Source organism: Devosia sp. CAU 1758 (assembly GCF_054482695.1).
In genome coordinates this window covers 181522-196489 of record NZ_JBTLRJ010000004.1, presented here as the reverse complement: position 1 = coordinate 196489, position 14968 = coordinate 181522, and the positions used below count along the sequence as shown (strand labels likewise).

Sequence of the window (14968 nt, the reverse complement as noted above, 5' to 3'; positions counted from 1 at the left end):
GTCGCCCTGACGATCCCAAGACTATCGCAAGGCCTCGCGTTTCGCTGCCTTGCCGGATGGGGCCATAGCTCAGCTGGGAGAGCGCTTGCATGGCATGCAAGAGGTCAGCGGTTCGATCCCGCTTGGCTCCACCAGCCTTTGCTGCTTCGCAGCTTCGGCTCGGCAGGCCCCGTGAGGCTTGCACTAAGATCCTTCAGGTCACTGGCGAAAGCGCGGCGAAGCTGCCGAAGGCAAAGAAGACGGACGTCCCGATTTCCCCTATGATATGTGCCGAAGTTGTTGGGGGCTCGGATCTTCGCGAACGCCTAGATCGGCACAATGCGGGCGCAGTTCGTCACACGGCTAAATTCAGGCCCTGGGAGATGAAGACGTACTTGGCTTTTGAAGACAAGGTGCGTGCCACCGCCTTTGAAACGTATCTTAAGGCCGCGTCTGGAAGAGCATTGTCCAAGAAGCGACTATGGACGCAGCAGTTCACCCCTCCTGACCCCATTTGACACTTCCCCCTGATCTGACATCGTTCCGTCAGTCCTCAGGAATCGCTCGTGCCCAAGAAACCCCTCCCTCTCACCGCCGCCCAGGCCCGAGCCATTTGGATGCGGGCCCAGAGGCTTGACGAGACCACGCCTTTCGGGTCCGGCCCCGGCGCTGCGCAGGCGGCGATCGAGCAACTGGGCTATGTGCAGATCGACACCATCAATGTGATCGAGCGCTGCCACCATCACATTCTTTATTCGCGCATTCCCGACTATCGCAGAAACGATCTGGCCGCGCTGCAATCGGCGGAGAAGTCGGTGTTCGAATATTGGACCCACGCGCTGAGCTATGTGCCGAGCGCCGATCTGCCGTTTTTCGTCCCCGCCATGAAGACCTATCGCGACAAGCCCAGCGCCTGGTTCGGCTCGGTGACCAAGGCCGAAATCAGCGCCATGACGAAGAGGCTCAAAAAGGAGGGGCCGCTCTCCATCCGCGACATCGATGATGACGAGCTGGTCGACAAGACCCATCCCTGGGCCAGCCGCAAGCCAAGCAAGCGGGTGCTGCAGCTGATGTTCTATCAGGGCCTCGTGGCCATTGCGGCGCGCGAGGGCATGCTCAAGACCTATGATTTGACGCAGCGCCATTTCGGCTGGGACAAGAGCCCCCGCCCGGCAACGGCGCGGCAGGTGACGGCCTATCTCCTCGACCGGGCGCTGCGCAGCCAGGGCGTGGTGAGCCTGGATTCGATCTGCCATCTCAATGCGCCGGCCAAGATGGGGGTGCGCGAATTGATCGAGGCTCGGGTCAAGCGCCGGCAATTGGTGCCGATCAGCATCGAGGGCGCTGAAAAAGTGCCGCATTGGGCGTCGCCGGAGGCGCTGGATACTGTGGCCCCCGCCTCCGCCAACCGCGTTCATGTCCTCTCGCCCTTCGACCCACTGATCATCCAGCGCAAGCGGCTCAAGCTGCTGTTCGACTATGATCACATCTTCGAAGCCTATGTGCCGGCGGCGAGGCGCCAATATGGCTATTTTGCCCTGCCGGTGCTGGTGAATGACCGCGTTGTGGCCGCCATTGATTTGAAGACCGACCGGCAAGCAGGCAAGCTGCTCATTCAGAAGTGGAGCTGGCTCGAACAGGTTGGTGTCGATGCAAGGGCGGCAATCGATAACGAGCTTGGGCGTTTCGAGCGGTTTCAGCTGGCTCTTTAGGATCTGCGATTTGAAGCGGAAGCTCCATCAAAGCCAACAATCAAAAAGTAATCCCCGGTCCCAAGTCATCCCCCATACTCCCACCTATTCCCCTCGCGAAAGGGCGGACTGCAGCGAACGGTTGCGGGAGAGAAAGCCGAGCATGGAGCAGCCGCTTGCGGCCATGGTCTGGTGGGCGGTGGATGAGAGTTCGGACATCATGGGCTGCACTTTGATGCGGTCCCCGGAATAGTCCAGCAAGGTCCTGCCTAACGAGAAACTTCGATCCGTCCCGAAGGGCAAATCTCTCCTGTGGAGAGATTTGAGGCGAGAAGGCCATGTGCGCTACGCGCGAATGGCTAGCGTCCCGAGACGGCTTTCGTTTCGTTTTTTACTTTACCTTGGGACGCGAGCCGTCTCGGGACCCCGCTCTACTCAGTCTCCGCGACGCCCTCGGACCGGGCGGCGCATCAACCTGCCTGCGAGCGAACCCTTTGCCCGCTTGGCGGCTTTCATCGACGGCGTCGCCGCGTTACAAACCTGCCGCGCATCGAGGAATCTCATGGCCACCTATACCGATATTGCCCGGCGGGTTTACAATCACACGTTCAAGCTCGATCCGATCGTGCGGAGCCTGCTCGACACCGATTTCTACAAGCTGCTGATGCTGCAGATGATCTGGGGGCTCTATCCCAAGGTCGGGGCCACGTTCAGCCTGATCAACCGCACCTCATCGGTGCGGCTGGCCGAGGAGATCGACATCGACGAGCTGCGCGCCCAGCTCGATCATTGCCGCACCCTTCGCTTTTCAAAAAAGGAAATGATCTGGCTGGCGGGCAACACCTTCTATGGCTCGCGGCAGATTTTCCAGCCTGGTTTCCTGCGCTGGCTGGAGCATTTCCAGCTCCCCGAATACCGCCTTGAAAAGCGTGACGGGCAGTTCGTGCTGGAATTTCCGGGCCTCTGGGCCGAAACCACCATGTGGGAAATTCCGGCACTGGCCATCATCAATGAATTGCGTTCGCGCGCCGCCATGAAGCATTACGGGCCGTTCACGCTCGACGTGCTCTATGCCCGCGCCAAGGCCAGGATGTGGGAAAAGGTCGAGCGGCTGGCCAAGCTTCCCGACCTCAAGATCTCCGATTTCGGCACCCGCCGCCGCCATTCCTTCCTCTGGCAGCGCTGGTGCGTGGAGGCGCTCAAGGAAGGGATCGGCGCCAATATGACCGGCACGTCCAACGTCAAGCTGGCCATGGACAATGACCTCGAGGCCCTGGGCACCAATGCCCATGAGCTGCCCATGGTGCTGGCGGCGCTGGCCCGCTCCGACGAGGAGTTGCGCGAGGCGCCCTATCGGGTGCTGCAGGACTGGAAGAGCTATTATGGCGGCAACCTGCTCATCGTCCTGCCCGATGCCTTCGGCACCGATGCCTTTCTCCGCGACGCGCCCGACTGGGTGGCCGACTGGACTGGCTTCCGGCCGGACAGTGCCCCGGCCATCGCCGGTGGTGAAAGGATTATTGAATTCTGGAAGGAACGCGGCCGCGATCCGAAGGAAAAACTGCTGATCTTCTCGGACGGGCTCGATGTCGACATGATCGAAGAGGCGTATCTCCACTTCGATGGCAAGGTGCGCATGGGCTTTGGCTGGGGCACGAACCTCACCAATGACTTCGAAGGTTGCGCGCCCGAACCCAATCCGGGCCTCAAACCCATCTCCATCGTGGCCAAGGTGTCCGAGGCCAACGGGCGGCCAGCGGTCAAACTGTCAGACAATCCGGCCAAGGCAAGTGGTGACAGCGCTGAGATCGCGCGCTATCTGCGCATCTTTGGTGAGGCGGGTCGCGTCGAACACGCCGTTCGTGTGTAGCAAATCTCCCACCGGTGCCCCCGATCGGGATCGGATGTATCCGTGCTGATCGCGCCATCAACGCCCCGGCCATTTCCTTGATGCCGAATAGCAACATTGTCTGATTTCGTCGCTCCTGTGGAGAACCCGATGCGGGGCGACGCCGTTAAGGCTCAGTGAACCACCGGTGGCCAGTCTGGCCATCGGGGGCTCTGCGGAGCCAGTTATGAGTGTTGAATTGATCGATATAGCCTTAGCCGAACGCCAGCCCCATCCCACGCTTTCCCACCGCATAACCGGCAAAGTCCGGGCCGTCCTGCTGGAAACCATCGGCGGTCAGGAAGTGCGCCATGAGCTCATGGTGCCGGTCTGGATGGATGTGCGCGACGGCATGAGCGAGGACGATATCGAGCTTGGGCTGATGGTCAAGGCGGCCGACATTGTCGGCCGGCTCAAGCAGCATATGGGTCCGGTCGCCAGTGAAACATCCTAGCCGGCGCGCTGCTGCAATTCCTCGATGAACCTACGCTGTATATCGGTGGCGCTGCGCGGTGCGGGCCGGGGGGCAGGGACCGGGGTCGGCGGCGCCGCATCACGATGGCGCCAGGCCGATCCGGTGGCGAATTGTCGGGCACGGGCCGCGAGCCGGTCAAGGCGCAAGCGCTTCTCGTCCCGCACGAACCAGACCAGAGTGGCCGCAACGATGGCCCAGATTGCCAGAACTTCCCAAAACATGACCGCCTCCGTATTTCTACGGAGCCAGTCATAGCTAACGGGGCGTTAATGAGAAAAGCCGGAACGCCTGTTAGGCTTAACCGGTAAACTTGTTCCCGATTGAGCGCGACCAGCATGGAGCGTGGCAAAATTCATTTGGGCGGCACGTCCTTGCCCTTCCTGTCGGTGAGGGGAACGGCATAGAGTTCGAGCCGGTGATCGACCAGCTTGTAGCCCAGGCGCTTGGCGATCACCTCCTGGATGGCCTCGATCTCCTCATTGCGAAACTCGATCACCGTGCCGGTGCGAATGTCGATGAGATGATCGTGGTGCTCGTCCGGGATCAGCTCGAAACGGGCGCGGCCGTCCTTGAAGTCATGCTTGGTGACGAGACCCGCTTCTTCGAACAGGTTCACCGTGCGATAGACGGTGGAGAGCGAAATGCGCGGGTCCAGCGCCGAGGCGCGGCGATAGAGTTCTTCAACGTCTGGATGGTCGGAGCTGTCCTCGATGACCCGGGCAATGGTGCGGCGCTGGTCGGTCATGCGCATGCCGCGTGCGACACAGGCTTCCTCCAGGGTCGGTTCGGCGGAGTTCCTGTTCAAGCCATCGCTCCCGGCCCAATTGCCCTTGAGAACGGGTTAGCCAAGATCACGCGCCATGACAAGCGCCGTTGCCGCACTGCCATCAGGGCGGGGATAGTAGCCTTTTCGCGACGAGATCGTGGCAAAGCCCAGTTTCTCGTAAAGCCGGATGGCAGCGAGGTTCTGTTCGTCGACTTCGAGAAACATGCGGCGGGCCGGCGACAGCATGAGATCGGCAAAGACCGCATCCATCAACGCCCTCCCGACCCCCTTGCCCCGCCAGCGCGGGTCCACGGCAATGGTGAGCAGCTCGACCTCATCGGCCACGGTGCGAATGAGGGCAAAGCCGGCAATGCGGCGGCGGGCGTCGCAGGCGATATAGGCGGGCGTTGCCCGGTCATCGAGAAAGCTGGCGAAATCGGCGCTCGGCCAGCCCCGATAGAAACCCTGCGCGTGGATGCGCGCCAGTTCCCTGGCGTCCCGGGTTTCCGCCGGCTCGACATGCAGCCCCCCGGGGGCCATCCAGAACTTCATCACGACAGTCGCCTCGGAATGCGGGCGGCATCCTGCGGCTTGGCATCGGCATCGCGCACATAGCTGGCATGGGGGGGATAGGCCGCCGGATCGGCATGGGCGGCAAAGCGGGCCATGGCGGCGATTTCCACGAAAGGCGATTCGATCAGCCGGGCGCCGGGCGGAACGCTGGCGCGTGCAGTGTCGATCGGGAGCAGGATCGGCCCCGATCCGACCACGCCAGGCGCCGGGAAGGCTTCGAAATAGGCCTCGCTTCTTCGCGCGTCCAGCAGCACGGCGACCGGCCCCTCGGCAGCCCCAAGCGAGATCGCCAGGAGGCTTGGAATACCGAGCACCGGCACCTTTCGCGCCATCCCCAGCCCGCGCGCCGCCGACAGGCCGATGCGCAGCCCGGTGAAAGAGCCTGGCCCGGTGGTCACCGCTACCCGCTCGACCTGCTCATAACCCAGGCCATTGCGGGCCAGCAGCAGGCCCAGCCGGTCAAACAGGATTTCGGCATGACCCTTGGCAATGTCCTCCACCAGAACGTCCACACGACCATCGGCGAGGCAGAGCGCCAGTTGCAGGCGCGGCGCTGCGGTGTCGATGGCGAGGGTGATGGGATGGGTCATGCGCCAATTCCTGGACGGTGGACCGGCCGCTTGCTGCGGTCCGGTTCCATCACCGTGTCATTCCCGCAAAGGCGGGACTCTCCGTTGCTGTTCTGCCGGCGAACAGGGATCCCCGCGATCGCGGGAATGGCATTGCTATGACCGTCAAGACGCATCGCACTCCTAGCTCCGGCCCGGCGCCAAGTCCATCGCCTTGACGCCCATCACCGGCGCGACCACCTTGCCCCCATGTCTATTGATTCGCCTCCTATACGCCCATGACCTGGCTGGCAGAAACTGCCATGCTGAGCCATGGCTGGCGCCGCTTCGTGCTGCTGCTGGTGGCGGGGGCCATTGCCGGGCTGTCGGTGCCGCCCTTCTTCATTCTGCCCGCCCTGTTCTTCGCCATGCCCGTCTGGGTGTGGGCATTGGACGGGGCCGAGCGCCTCAGCGGCTGGCGGCGCCTCTTCGGACCCGCCTTTGCCATCGGCTTTGCCTTTGGCCTTGGCTATTTCCTCGTTGCTTTCCACTGGCTGGGCGCAGCTTTTCTTGTCGATGGTGGGTGGGTGTTGGGCGCCATGCCCTTCGCGATCCTGGCGCTCTCGGCGCTGATTGCCCTATTCTGGGGGTTGGCCAGTGCCTTGGCACATCTGACCTGGAGCCATGGATGGGTGCGTATCCTCACCCTCGCCGCCTGGCTCGCGGCGGCTGAATATGCGCGCGGGCATGTGTTCACCGGTTTCCCGTTCGATCTTCTGGGCTATAGCCTCACGGGAACCGACGAGATGATGCAGCTCGCCTCGGTGATCGGGATCTATGGCCTCACTTTCCTTGCGCCATTGCTGGCCATGACCCCGACGCTGATCTGGCCGAGCGATGGCAGGCCCTTGTCGCAGCGCTTGGCGCCGCTGTTCCTGGCACTCTTCGTCATCGCCATTCAGCTTGGCTATGGCTGGAACCGGCTGGGCGGCACGGTGTCGACCGAGCGGCAGGACATGGCGCTCCGGCTGGTGCAGCCGCTGGTGCATGAACATGCCGATTTCGGCAATGTCGATCCGGTGGCGCTGATCGACCGGCTGCTGATGCTCTCGGACATGCGCATGGATCCCAATGACCAGGGGATGGCCGACATTACCCATCTGGTCTGGCCCGAGTCGAGCCTGCCCTTCTTTCTCGAAACCTATCCCGAGGCGCTGGCGCGGATTGCCCGCATGCTGCCCGACCAGGCGACACTGCTGGCCGGGGTGCCTCGTCGCCCCTATGAGCTCGGGGCGGACGCTTCCCTGCAACCGCCCTATAACTCTGTGGTGGCCATCAATAGCGATGGCGAGGTCGTTGCCAGCTACGACAAGGCGCATCTGGTACCCTTCGGAGAATATCTCCCCTTTGGCGCGTTCTTCAGGCAATTGGGCGTCACCCAGTTCGTTCCCGGCGCCGAAGGCTGGTCGCAGGGCGACATTAAACGCCGACTGATGAGCCTGCCCGCAGCGCCGGCGCCGCTGGTGCTGGTGTGCTATGAGATCATCTTCTCGGGCGATCTGGGGGAAACTGCCGGGGCGCAATTTCTGCTCAATGTCACCAATGACGCCTGGTTCGACAATTCCATCGGCCCTGCCCAGCACGCCCACCACGCCCGCCTGCGTGCCGTGGAAGAGGGCATGAGCCTTGTCCGCGCCGCCAATACCGGCCTTACCTTTGCCACCGACCCGTTGGGGCGGATCACCGCACAATTGGCCCCGGGCGAAATGGCGGCTCTTGACGTGCGCCCGCATGAGCGGCTGGGCGGCACGGTGTTCCAGTCGGTGCGGCACTGGCCGTTTCTGATTGCCGCGCTGGCCGGTATTCTTGCCGGCTTCGTCGCCTCCCGCCGGGGGCGCGGGCGGCTGCCGGAATAGGCAAAACGGAGGGTGAGGCATGGCCCGGTTCAAGGACATCGTCATCGACAGCGACCTGCCCTCCGCTCTGGCCCTCTTCTGGGCCGCAGCGCTCGATGGCTATGCGGTGCTGCCCTATGACGAAGTCGAAATCGCAAGGCTGGCGGCGCTCGGATTCACGCCGGAAACCGATCCCAGCGTCATGGTGGCCGGGCCCGGACCCCGACTCTGCTTTCATCTGCGGCCGGGGCCACGCCCTTCGCGTAATCGCGTTCATATCGATATCGTCGCTGAGGATGTAGAGGCGGAAGTGGCGCGCCTGGTCGGGCTGGGTGCCAGCATGGTCCGACGCGGTGAGGGCTATGTGGTGCTCAACGACCCGGAAGGGAACAATTTCTGCGTCTGCGCGGCCTAGCCCCGGACAAAGCAAAACCCCGACCGCACTGCTGCAATCGGGGTTTTGAGAAACTGGTGCCCAGAAAAGGACTCGAACCTTCACACCTTGCGGTACACGGACCTGAACCGTGCGCGTCTACCAATTCCGCCATCTGGGCGACGGGCGTGTAACTAGGGCGGCGGCCTTGCATTGTCAATGCGGTTTGATCACCATTGTCAGAAGTTTGCACCGTCCCAATGTTTGATGCTGCTGCGATCAATCGGCGGGACGCCTGCGAGGCAGTTCACGTTGAGCACCACCAATTCATTACCCTTGCCGTCACTGCCGCGTGCGAAGGGTTCTATGCCGCAGGTCCTGCAGAACAAGTGGTCGATCCGGTCGGAGTTGAAGTGGTAAAGCGTCAGGTGGTCTTCCCCCGAATGGAGGGTCAAATCGTTCGCTGGCACCGATTGCATGACCCAGCCCAGGCGTCGGCAGCGCGAGCAATTGCAATCGCCCATTGAGGCCAGGTCAGTCCGGGCCGTGAAGCGGACAGCGCCGCAATGGCATTGGCCCTCATAGCTATGCATGTCGCTCATCAGGCTTCTCCTCAAGTCTGGATTTCAGAACAAATAGGGAACAACATTGCAGCGAGTCAAGTCGCCCGACATGCGAACCGCGGCATCGGAAGGCTCGACAGGGGCAAGGGCGCTGCGCTAGAAGCGTCTCAACTGAAGTCCAGGCTGATCTGACGGAGTCCCACCATGGATCGCAATGAACCCAAGCTCGTCACCATTTTCGGCGGGTCGGGATTTGTCGGCAACCATCTGGTGCAATTGCTGGCCCGCAAGGGCTATCGCATCCGCGTAGCCGTGCGCCGTCCGGATCTGGCCGGCGAGGTGCGCATGTATGGCGGCGTCGGCCAGGTCATGCCGGTGCAGGCCAATCTCAGAAACGAAGCCTCGGTGCGGCGCGCTGCCGCGGGCTCGGACGTGGTCATCAACCTGGTTGGCATTGGCCATCAGGGCGGCAAGCAACGCTTTGACGCCGTGCATGTCGAGGGCGCTGCTGCCGTGGCCCGCGCCGCCAAAGCGACCGGCGCGACGGCGCTGGTGCATGTCTCGGCCCTGGGCGTCGACAAGGCCACCGAGGTCAGCGCCTATGCCGCCTCCAAGCTCAAGGGCGAAGAGGCCGTGCTGGCGACTTTCCCCGCCGCAGTGGTGATCCGTCCCTCGATCATGTTCGGCCAGGGCGATGGCTTCTTCAACCTGATGGGCACGCTTGCGCGCCTGTTCCCGATCATGCCGCTGATCGCGGGCCGGACGCTGTTCCAGCCAGTCTTTGTGGGTGATGTGGCCGAGGCCATTGCCCGTGCCGCCGAAGGCGCGGTCAAGACCGGACGCATCTACGAACTGGGCGGGCCGGATGTGGAGAGCCACGAGGCGCTGATGCAGCGCATCTTGCGCGAGGCCGGCCGCAACCGACCGTTGCTACCGGTGCCCTCTGGGCTGATGAAACTGCTGGCGAGCGTTCTCGCGTTCCTGCCGTTCAAGCCCCTGATCACGCCCGACCAGGTAGACCTGCTCGGCATCGACAATGTCGTGTCGGAGGAAGCCCGGGAGAATAAGCGGACGCTTGCCGCCTTCGGGATAACCCCCACGCCGATGGACGATGTACTGCCCACCTATATGTGGCGCTTCCGCCGCCATGGGCAGTTCGACCGCGACGGTGACGCACCGGCCTACCCGGTCTGATATTCGAGCACCATCGACCTTACAGCCCCGGGCCGAAACCCGGGGCTTTTCGTTATCCTGCGACATCAAAATAATCTCACGATATATCTTGAAGAGCAAAGTTAGGGCTACAATCTCTCAGACAAGGGCGAGAGCGACATATCTGGAGATAGGTCATGAGTTATTGGAAGAATGGCGAACCGGACTGGCGGCAGTTCGAGCGCATGGCGCGACGCGGCTGGGGCCGCATGGCGCGCATGGCGGACGAGGAATTCGGCGGTGTTGGGGGCAGCTTCCGCGTCGGCCGCATGCTCGCCTCCGGCGACCTGCGGCTGGTGGCACTTTACTTTATTGAGCAGCAGCCCCGGCATGGCTACGACCTGATCAAGGCGGTGGAGGAGCGCTCCAATGGCGTCTATTCACCCAGTCCCGGCATTGTCTATCCGGCTCTGACCTATCTCGAAGAAGCCGGCTACGTGACCTCGGCGGCAGACGGGAACAAGAAGCTCTACACCATCACCGATGCGGGCAAGCGGCATCTCGATGAAAACCGCGAGGCGGTGTCTTCGACGCTGGACTTCCTGGCGCGGACCGGCGCGCAGATGAACCGCTTCCGAGAATTTGTGAAGGCCGACTGGCCCCTTGGCGGCGACCCGGAGAACGGCAATGTGCCACCGCACTGGGGTGAGCGCGAGGCCGGGCCGGACCGCCCGATGCAGGACGCGGCGCCCGAGCTTGAAGCGGCCCGCAAGACACTCAAGGACGCCATCAAGCGTGTCCGCCGCGCCGACCAGGAGCAGCAGCGCAAGGCTGCCGCCATCATGCAGCAAGCCGCCCAGGCGCTCCATGCGCTGGGCGATGACGAAGTGGATATTTAACGTCTCATCTCTTCCCTTCTCCCTGGAGGGAGAAGGGCCTTCACACCGGCTTGGTTCTGAGGAAGTCGAGCACCATCTGCACGGCATGAGCTTCGCGTTCCTGGACCATGTTGACGCTGGTCAGGTCGCGCTCGAAGATCACCGAGAGCGTCGCGGTATTGGACACGTAGAAAAAGCCCAGTGCCGCCACGGAAATATAGAGCTGCACCGGATCGACATCGCGACGGAAGACGCCGGTGGCAGCACCGCGCTCGATGATGGCGGCGATCTGTCCCACCAGCGGAGAATGCAGCGCCTTGATGTCGGGAAGGGTCTTTAGAAACCGCGCATTCTCGATGTTTTCGGTACCGAGCAGGCGCGGGAACCAGGGATTGGCCAGGAAATGCCGGAAGGTGAAGCGCACCAGCCGGTCCATGGCCTGCGCCGGATCGTATTGATCAAGGCTGAGCGCCCGTTCGCCCCGCCTGATCTCCTGATAGGCGTCGAGCAGCACCGCCTGGTACAGTTCCTCCTTATTGCCGAAATAATGGTAGAGCAGGCGCTTGTTGGCGCCGGCCCGATCGGCAATGGCATCGACCCTGGCCCCCTCAAAACCCCGATCGGCAAACTCCACCCGCGCTGCGGCGAGGATAGAGGCCTTGGTCTTGGCCGAGTTGCGCGGGCGCTTGGCCGTCTCAGCTTTGCGCCGAGGCGTCTCCACGACCGCGGTTGAGGAGGGATCTGACACGTTTGGATACCGCCGGAATGGACATGAGGATGGTCAGGACAATGATGACGCAGATAACAGCACTGATAGGCCGGGTAAAGAACGGGCTGGGATCGCCATTGGTCAGCAACAGCCCGCGCCGCAGGTTGAGATCGAGCAGGTCGCCCAGGATGATGCCCAGGACGAGCGGCGCCATGGGATATTTCATCTCCCGCAGGATGAAGCCGATTATGCCGAAGCCGAGCATGACATAGACGTCGAACATGCGCTGGGTGATGGCGAAGGACCCCACCACGCACAACACATAGACCACCGCCATCAGGCGCTCGCGCGGCACCTGCAGCACGGTGAGCAGAGGCCTGGTCAGGGTTAGGCCGAAGACCAGCATGGCCAATGTGGAGAACAGCAGGATGGCTACGATCTGGTAGAGGAATTCGGGATTTTCCGTCATCAGCAGCGGGCCAGGACGGATGCCATGAATAAACATGGCGGCGATCAGCACAGCCGCCGCCGCCGAACCGGGCAGGGCCAGTGTGAGAGTGGGGATCATGGCGCCCGGAATGACAGCTGAATTGCCGGTTTCCGCCGCGATCAGCCCCTCCTGACTACCCTTGCCGAACAGGTGCTTTTCCTTGCTGACACGCTTGGCCGCCGCGTAGGAGGCCCAGGCGCCCACATCCTCGCCGACACCCGGCACGATGCCGACAAAGGTGCCTATGAGCCCCGAGCGGATGGTGGTCCACTTGTACCGAAAGACGTCGGAGAAGCGCGGAATGACGCGGTCACCCGTAGAAATAATGCGGGCTTGGGCGGTGCGTTTCATCACGCCCAGGATCTCTGCAAAGCCGAAGGCTCCGACCATGGCCGGGATGAGGTCGATGCCGCCACCCAGCGAGGGGATACCAAAGGTGAAGCGCTGGTGGGCATGTAGCGTCTCCATGCCAACCATGGCAACCAGAAGTCCCAGAATACCGGCGGTATAGCCCTTGAGCGGATCATCGATGGCGGTCAACTGGCCCGAAATGATGACGCCGAACAGCGCCAGCCAGAAAAATTCATAAGTGCCAAACTTCAGCGCCGCCTCGGCCAGCAGCGGCGCGATCAGCGCCAGGGCAATAATACCGATGATGGTGCCCAGGGCCGAAGACGTGGTGGCCAGGCCCATCGCCGTGCCCGCCTTGCCTTGAAGGGCCAGGGGATGCCCGTCGAGGGTGGTGGCGGCGCTGGCGGGCGTGCCAGGGATGGCGAGGAGAATGGCGGTGCGGCTGCCGCCATAGATGGCGCCACAATAGATGCACATCAGGCACAAGATCGCCTGATCTGGCGCCATCTTGTAAGTGAGGGTGACCAAGAGGGCCACGCCCATGGTTGCGGTGAGACCCGGCAGGGCGCCAATGACGATGCCGAGCAAGGTTGCCCAGGCAATGTTGAACAGGGAGAGCGGGGTCAGGAAGTGGGCAAGTCCACCGCCCAGCATAATAAGGCCGTCAAACATGGTCCAATATCCCTATGGCAGCCGGACGAGGAAGGCGCGCTCGAAGACCAGCGTCACCACGCCTGCCGTGACGACAGCCAGACCCAGAGCCCATGGTAGGGAGTTGAGCACTCGTCGTCGCGGTTCGGCCAGCCAACATTCGAACAGGAGGATGAAGGCAAAGACAAACAGGCCGGTCGCGGCCCAGAAGGGCAGCGTGCCCACAAGGCCCAGCGTATAGATGAGTGCCAAAACCATGACGGCGGCAGCCCGGCCGGCGGCGCCCGAAATCAGGGCGCCGGACAATTGCTTCCAGCCATCCGGCGCCGGTGAGCGGATGGATCGAAAGGACAGAATGGCGCCGCACAAAGTCAGGGAAACGCTCAGCATTCCCGGCACAAGTCCCGGCACGGTCATGGGATGGATACGGCGAATGTCCAGGCGATCCATGGTCCAGGCGCCGTAAAATATCGCCAGCCCGAGGACGATAAAGAAGAGACCCGTCAGAAGGTCGGCCTTGACCATGCCGGGCTGAGATGCGTCGTCGGGTGGGATCGGGGTGTCGGGATCGGTAGTCATGGAGGCCTTGTCTGAGAAGCTGGAAGGTCGGCGCCTTCGCGTCCCTCCCCTTGCGGCAGGAACGAGGGTAGGGGTCTTGGCGTGATCCACCGCTGGACCCCTACCCCGAATTTGCCACAGCCCCAAGGGCCTGGCTGCTCTATCCTCCCCTCAAGCAGGAGGGTGGAATGGGACCGAGGCGATCAACCTCGATCCCAGTCCCTTACATGCCCACTTCGGTGCGGGTTTCGCAGTCGATGCCGATCGTGGACGGATCGTTGACGGCTTCGCCGCGCTCGACCGAGGAACAGGCCTCGAGGATGACCACCGGCATGGCCAGCGCACGAGCTTCTTCGCCATAAGACGGAGCAAAGACCGCGCCGAAGGTTTCGGCATAGGTCTTGACCTCTTCGGAGTTCATCACCTGCTCGGCCCAGATCTTGTCCATGGTGGCAATCACTTCGTCGGGCACGCCGGCGGGGATGAAGATGCCGAAATAATCCGGCGCGAGTGGCATGTCCGGCAGCCAGTTGGTGACTGGCGGGATCGGATCGACGCCGTCGAGTTCCAGCGGCTTGTCGGAGAGCACGGCCAGTGCTTTCAGGCGGCCGCCGCGGATGAGTTCGGTCTGTTCCACCGCCAACTGGGTGGTGACCATGGCCTCGCCGGACGCAGTGGCAATAGCCGCGGGTCCGCCGCCATCATAGGTGATCATATTGTAGTCAAAGCCACCTGCGGCATCGGAAAGCGCCGCGATGGCGGTGCCGCCCGAAGAGGTCACGCCTGCCGTGGCTACGCTGATGCCGCGCCCGGCATCGGACTGGAAGGCTTCGAGCAGCTGCCCAAAGTCTTCGAACTGGCTGTCAGTCGGCACCGCAACGACCGGCACATTGGCGACCGAGAGATAGATATGCCAGTCATCGATATCGGTGTCTTCAAGCAGACCGGTGACCGAATAGGTTGCATTGTTGGCAATGGCGTTGGCGGTCCAGGTGTAACCGTCACGCGGGGCGTTAAGCACTTCCTGAGTGCCAATGGCGCCCGAGGCGCCTGGCTGGTTGACCACCACGACCTCAACGCCCAGCGCCTCGGCCAGGATGGGCGCAGTGACGCGGGTAACCTGGTCGGTCGAACCGCCGGCGCCCCAAGGCACGATCAGGTTGATCGGCCGATCCGGCTTCCATTCCTGGGCAAAAGTCATGGCCGTTCCCAGCGTCATCAGGGCACAGCCCGACGCCAGGACAATTTGCAGAGACTGCTTCATCGTCTTTTCCTCCCGTGTGTGGTGGAACCGCTGTCTTCGGCTCTCGCCCCGCGAGCCTGCGACCGAATGATACAGCGAGTCAACACCTATGTAACTGTCTAGTGACCTAATGGCTTTCTCAGGTCGCGCCAGAAACGATGTTGCAGCAAGAACTTCTAGTGATA

At 62.6% G+C, this 14968-nt stretch carries 17 protein-coding genes and 2 tRNA genes; 9 read left to right on the top strand and 10 right to left on the bottom strand.

The genetic code is table 11. The features are described 5' to 3' along the window. Nucleotides 1-58: 58 nt before the first annotated feature. The 5 genes from ACXYMS_RS14425 to ACXYMS_RS14405 all read left to right on the top strand — a co-directional run bounded on the left by ACXYMS_RS14425 (nucleotide 59) and on the right by ACXYMS_RS14405 (nucleotide 4012). Nucleotides 59-134 (top strand) — tRNA-Ala (locus tag ACXYMS_RS14425). Further along, nucleotides 90-497, top strand: a complete 408-nt coding sequence (locus ACXYMS_RS14420) for a GIY-YIG nuclease family protein (RefSeq protein ID WP_458907805.1) — start codon at nucleotides 90-92, stop codon at nucleotides 495-497. The genes ACXYMS_RS14425 and ACXYMS_RS14420 overlap by 45 nt, the downstream gene beginning before the upstream one ends. A gap of 99 nt (nucleotides 498-596) precedes the next feature. Then, nucleotides 597-1691 (top strand): winged helix-turn-helix domain-containing protein, encoded by a 1095-nt coding sequence (locus tag ACXYMS_RS14415; RefSeq protein ID WP_458907804.1) that lies wholly within the window; start codon nucleotides 597-599, stop codon nucleotides 1689-1691. A 541-nt stretch (nucleotides 1692-2232) separates the two neighbouring features. After that, entirely contained in the window at nucleotides 2233-3540 is a 1308-nt protein-coding gene (pncB, locus tag ACXYMS_RS14410) for a nicotinate phosphoribosyltransferase (protein ID WP_458907379.1), read from the top strand. Between the two features lie 205 nt (nucleotides 3541-3745). Beyond that, nucleotides 3746-4012: a hypothetical protein gene (locus ACXYMS_RS14405; protein ID WP_458907378.1), complete on the top strand. Its 267-nt coding sequence runs from the start codon at nucleotides 3746-3748 to the stop codon at nucleotides 4010-4012. Here the strand turns inward: ACXYMS_RS14405 and ACXYMS_RS14400 are convergent. The 4 genes from ACXYMS_RS14400 to tsaB all read right to left on the bottom strand — a co-directional run bounded on the left by ACXYMS_RS14400 (nucleotide 4009) and on the right by tsaB (nucleotide 5962). After that, entirely contained in the window at nucleotides 4009-4254 is a 246-nt protein-coding gene (locus ACXYMS_RS14400; RefSeq protein WP_458907376.1) for a hypothetical protein, read from the bottom strand. The genes ACXYMS_RS14405 and ACXYMS_RS14400 overlap by 4 nt on opposite strands. 131 nt (nucleotides 4255-4385) lie before the next feature. Beyond that, nucleotides 4386-4784 carry a Fur family transcriptional regulator gene (locus ACXYMS_RS14395; RefSeq protein ID WP_458907803.1) on the bottom strand — a complete coding sequence of 133 codons (399 nt, stop codon included), beginning with the start codon at nucleotides 4782-4784 and terminating at the stop codon, nucleotides 4386-4388. Nucleotides 4785-4874: 90 nt separating this feature from the next. Beyond that, nucleotides 4875-5351: a ribosomal protein S18-alanine N-acetyltransferase gene (rimI, locus tag ACXYMS_RS14390; protein WP_458907375.1), complete on the bottom strand. Its 477-nt coding sequence runs from the start codon at nucleotides 5349-5351 to the stop codon at nucleotides 4875-4877. After that, nucleotides 5351-5962, bottom strand: a complete 612-nt coding sequence (tsaB, locus tag ACXYMS_RS14385; RefSeq protein ID WP_458907373.1) for a tRNA (adenosine(37)-N6)-threonylcarbamoyltransferase complex dimerization subunit type 1 TsaB — start codon at nucleotides 5960-5962, stop codon at nucleotides 5351-5353. The genes rimI and tsaB overlap by 1 nt, the downstream gene beginning before the upstream one ends. A gap of 257 nt (nucleotides 5963-6219) precedes the next feature. Here tsaB and lnt point away from each other — a divergent pair, with 257 nt between their 5' ends. Together lnt and ACXYMS_RS14375 are read left to right on the top strand one after the other, a co-directional pair. Then, complete coding sequence (lnt, locus tag ACXYMS_RS14380) at nucleotides 6220-7836, top strand: apolipoprotein N-acyltransferase (protein WP_458907371.1); 1617 nt, start codon at nucleotides 6220-6222, stop codon at nucleotides 7834-7836. A gap of 19 nt (nucleotides 7837-7855) precedes the next feature. After that, complete coding sequence (locus tag ACXYMS_RS14375; RefSeq protein ID WP_458907369.1) at nucleotides 7856-8230, top strand: VOC family protein; 375 nt, start codon at nucleotides 7856-7858, stop codon at nucleotides 8228-8230. 54 nt (nucleotides 8231-8284) lie between these two features. Here the strand turns inward: ACXYMS_RS14375 and ACXYMS_RS14370 are convergent. Together ACXYMS_RS14370 and ACXYMS_RS14365 are read right to left on the bottom strand one after the other, a co-directional pair. Continuing rightward, nucleotides 8285-8369 (bottom strand) — tRNA-Leu (locus ACXYMS_RS14370). Between the two features lie 58 nt (nucleotides 8370-8427). After that, nucleotides 8428-8790 carry a GFA family protein gene (locus tag ACXYMS_RS14365; RefSeq protein WP_458907367.1) on the bottom strand — a complete coding sequence of 121 codons (363 nt, stop codon included), beginning with the start codon at nucleotides 8788-8790 and terminating at the stop codon, nucleotides 8428-8430. Between the two features lie 165 nt (nucleotides 8791-8955). On the opposite strand from ACXYMS_RS14365, the gene ACXYMS_RS14360 reads away from it, so the two are divergent. Together ACXYMS_RS14360 and ACXYMS_RS14355 are read left to right on the top strand one after the other, a co-directional pair. Then, nucleotides 8956-9945 (top strand): complex I NDUFA9 subunit family protein, encoded by a 990-nt coding sequence (locus tag ACXYMS_RS14360; RefSeq protein ID WP_458907366.1) that lies wholly within the window; start codon nucleotides 8956-8958, stop codon nucleotides 9943-9945. Nucleotides 9946-10100: 155 nt separating this feature from the next. Further along, complete coding sequence (locus ACXYMS_RS14355) at nucleotides 10101-10802, top strand: PadR family transcriptional regulator (protein WP_458907364.1); 702 nt, start codon at nucleotides 10101-10103, stop codon at nucleotides 10800-10802. A 40-nt stretch (nucleotides 10803-10842) separates the two neighbouring features. Here the strand turns inward: ACXYMS_RS14355 and ACXYMS_RS14350 are convergent, their stop codons facing one another. The 4 genes from ACXYMS_RS14350 to ACXYMS_RS14335 all read right to left on the bottom strand — a co-directional run bounded on the left by ACXYMS_RS14350 (nucleotide 10843) and on the right by ACXYMS_RS14335 (nucleotide 14804). Next, entirely contained in the window at nucleotides 10843-11502 is a 660-nt protein-coding gene (locus tag ACXYMS_RS14350; protein ID WP_458907362.1) for a TetR/AcrR family transcriptional regulator, read from the bottom strand. Further along, nucleotides 11477-13003, bottom strand: coding sequence for a tripartite tricarboxylate transporter permease (locus tag ACXYMS_RS14345; protein ID WP_458907360.1), 1527 nt, complete (start codon nucleotides 13001-13003; stop codon nucleotides 11477-11479). Before ACXYMS_RS14345 ends, ACXYMS_RS14350 begins: the two co-directional genes overlap by 26 nt. 12 nt (nucleotides 13004-13015) lie before the next feature. After that, on the bottom strand, nucleotides 13016-13561 hold the full coding sequence (locus ACXYMS_RS14340) for a tripartite tricarboxylate transporter TctB family protein (protein ID WP_458907358.1): 546 nt from the start codon (nucleotides 13559-13561) through the stop codon (nucleotides 13016-13018). Nucleotides 13562-13763: 202 nt separating this feature from the next. Continuing rightward, nucleotides 13764-14804 carry a Bug family tripartite tricarboxylate transporter substrate binding protein gene (locus tag ACXYMS_RS14335; RefSeq protein ID WP_458907357.1) on the bottom strand — a complete coding sequence of 347 codons (1041 nt, stop codon included), beginning with the start codon at nucleotides 14802-14804 and terminating at the stop codon, nucleotides 13764-13766. Nucleotides 14805-14968 lie beyond the last annotated feature (164 nt).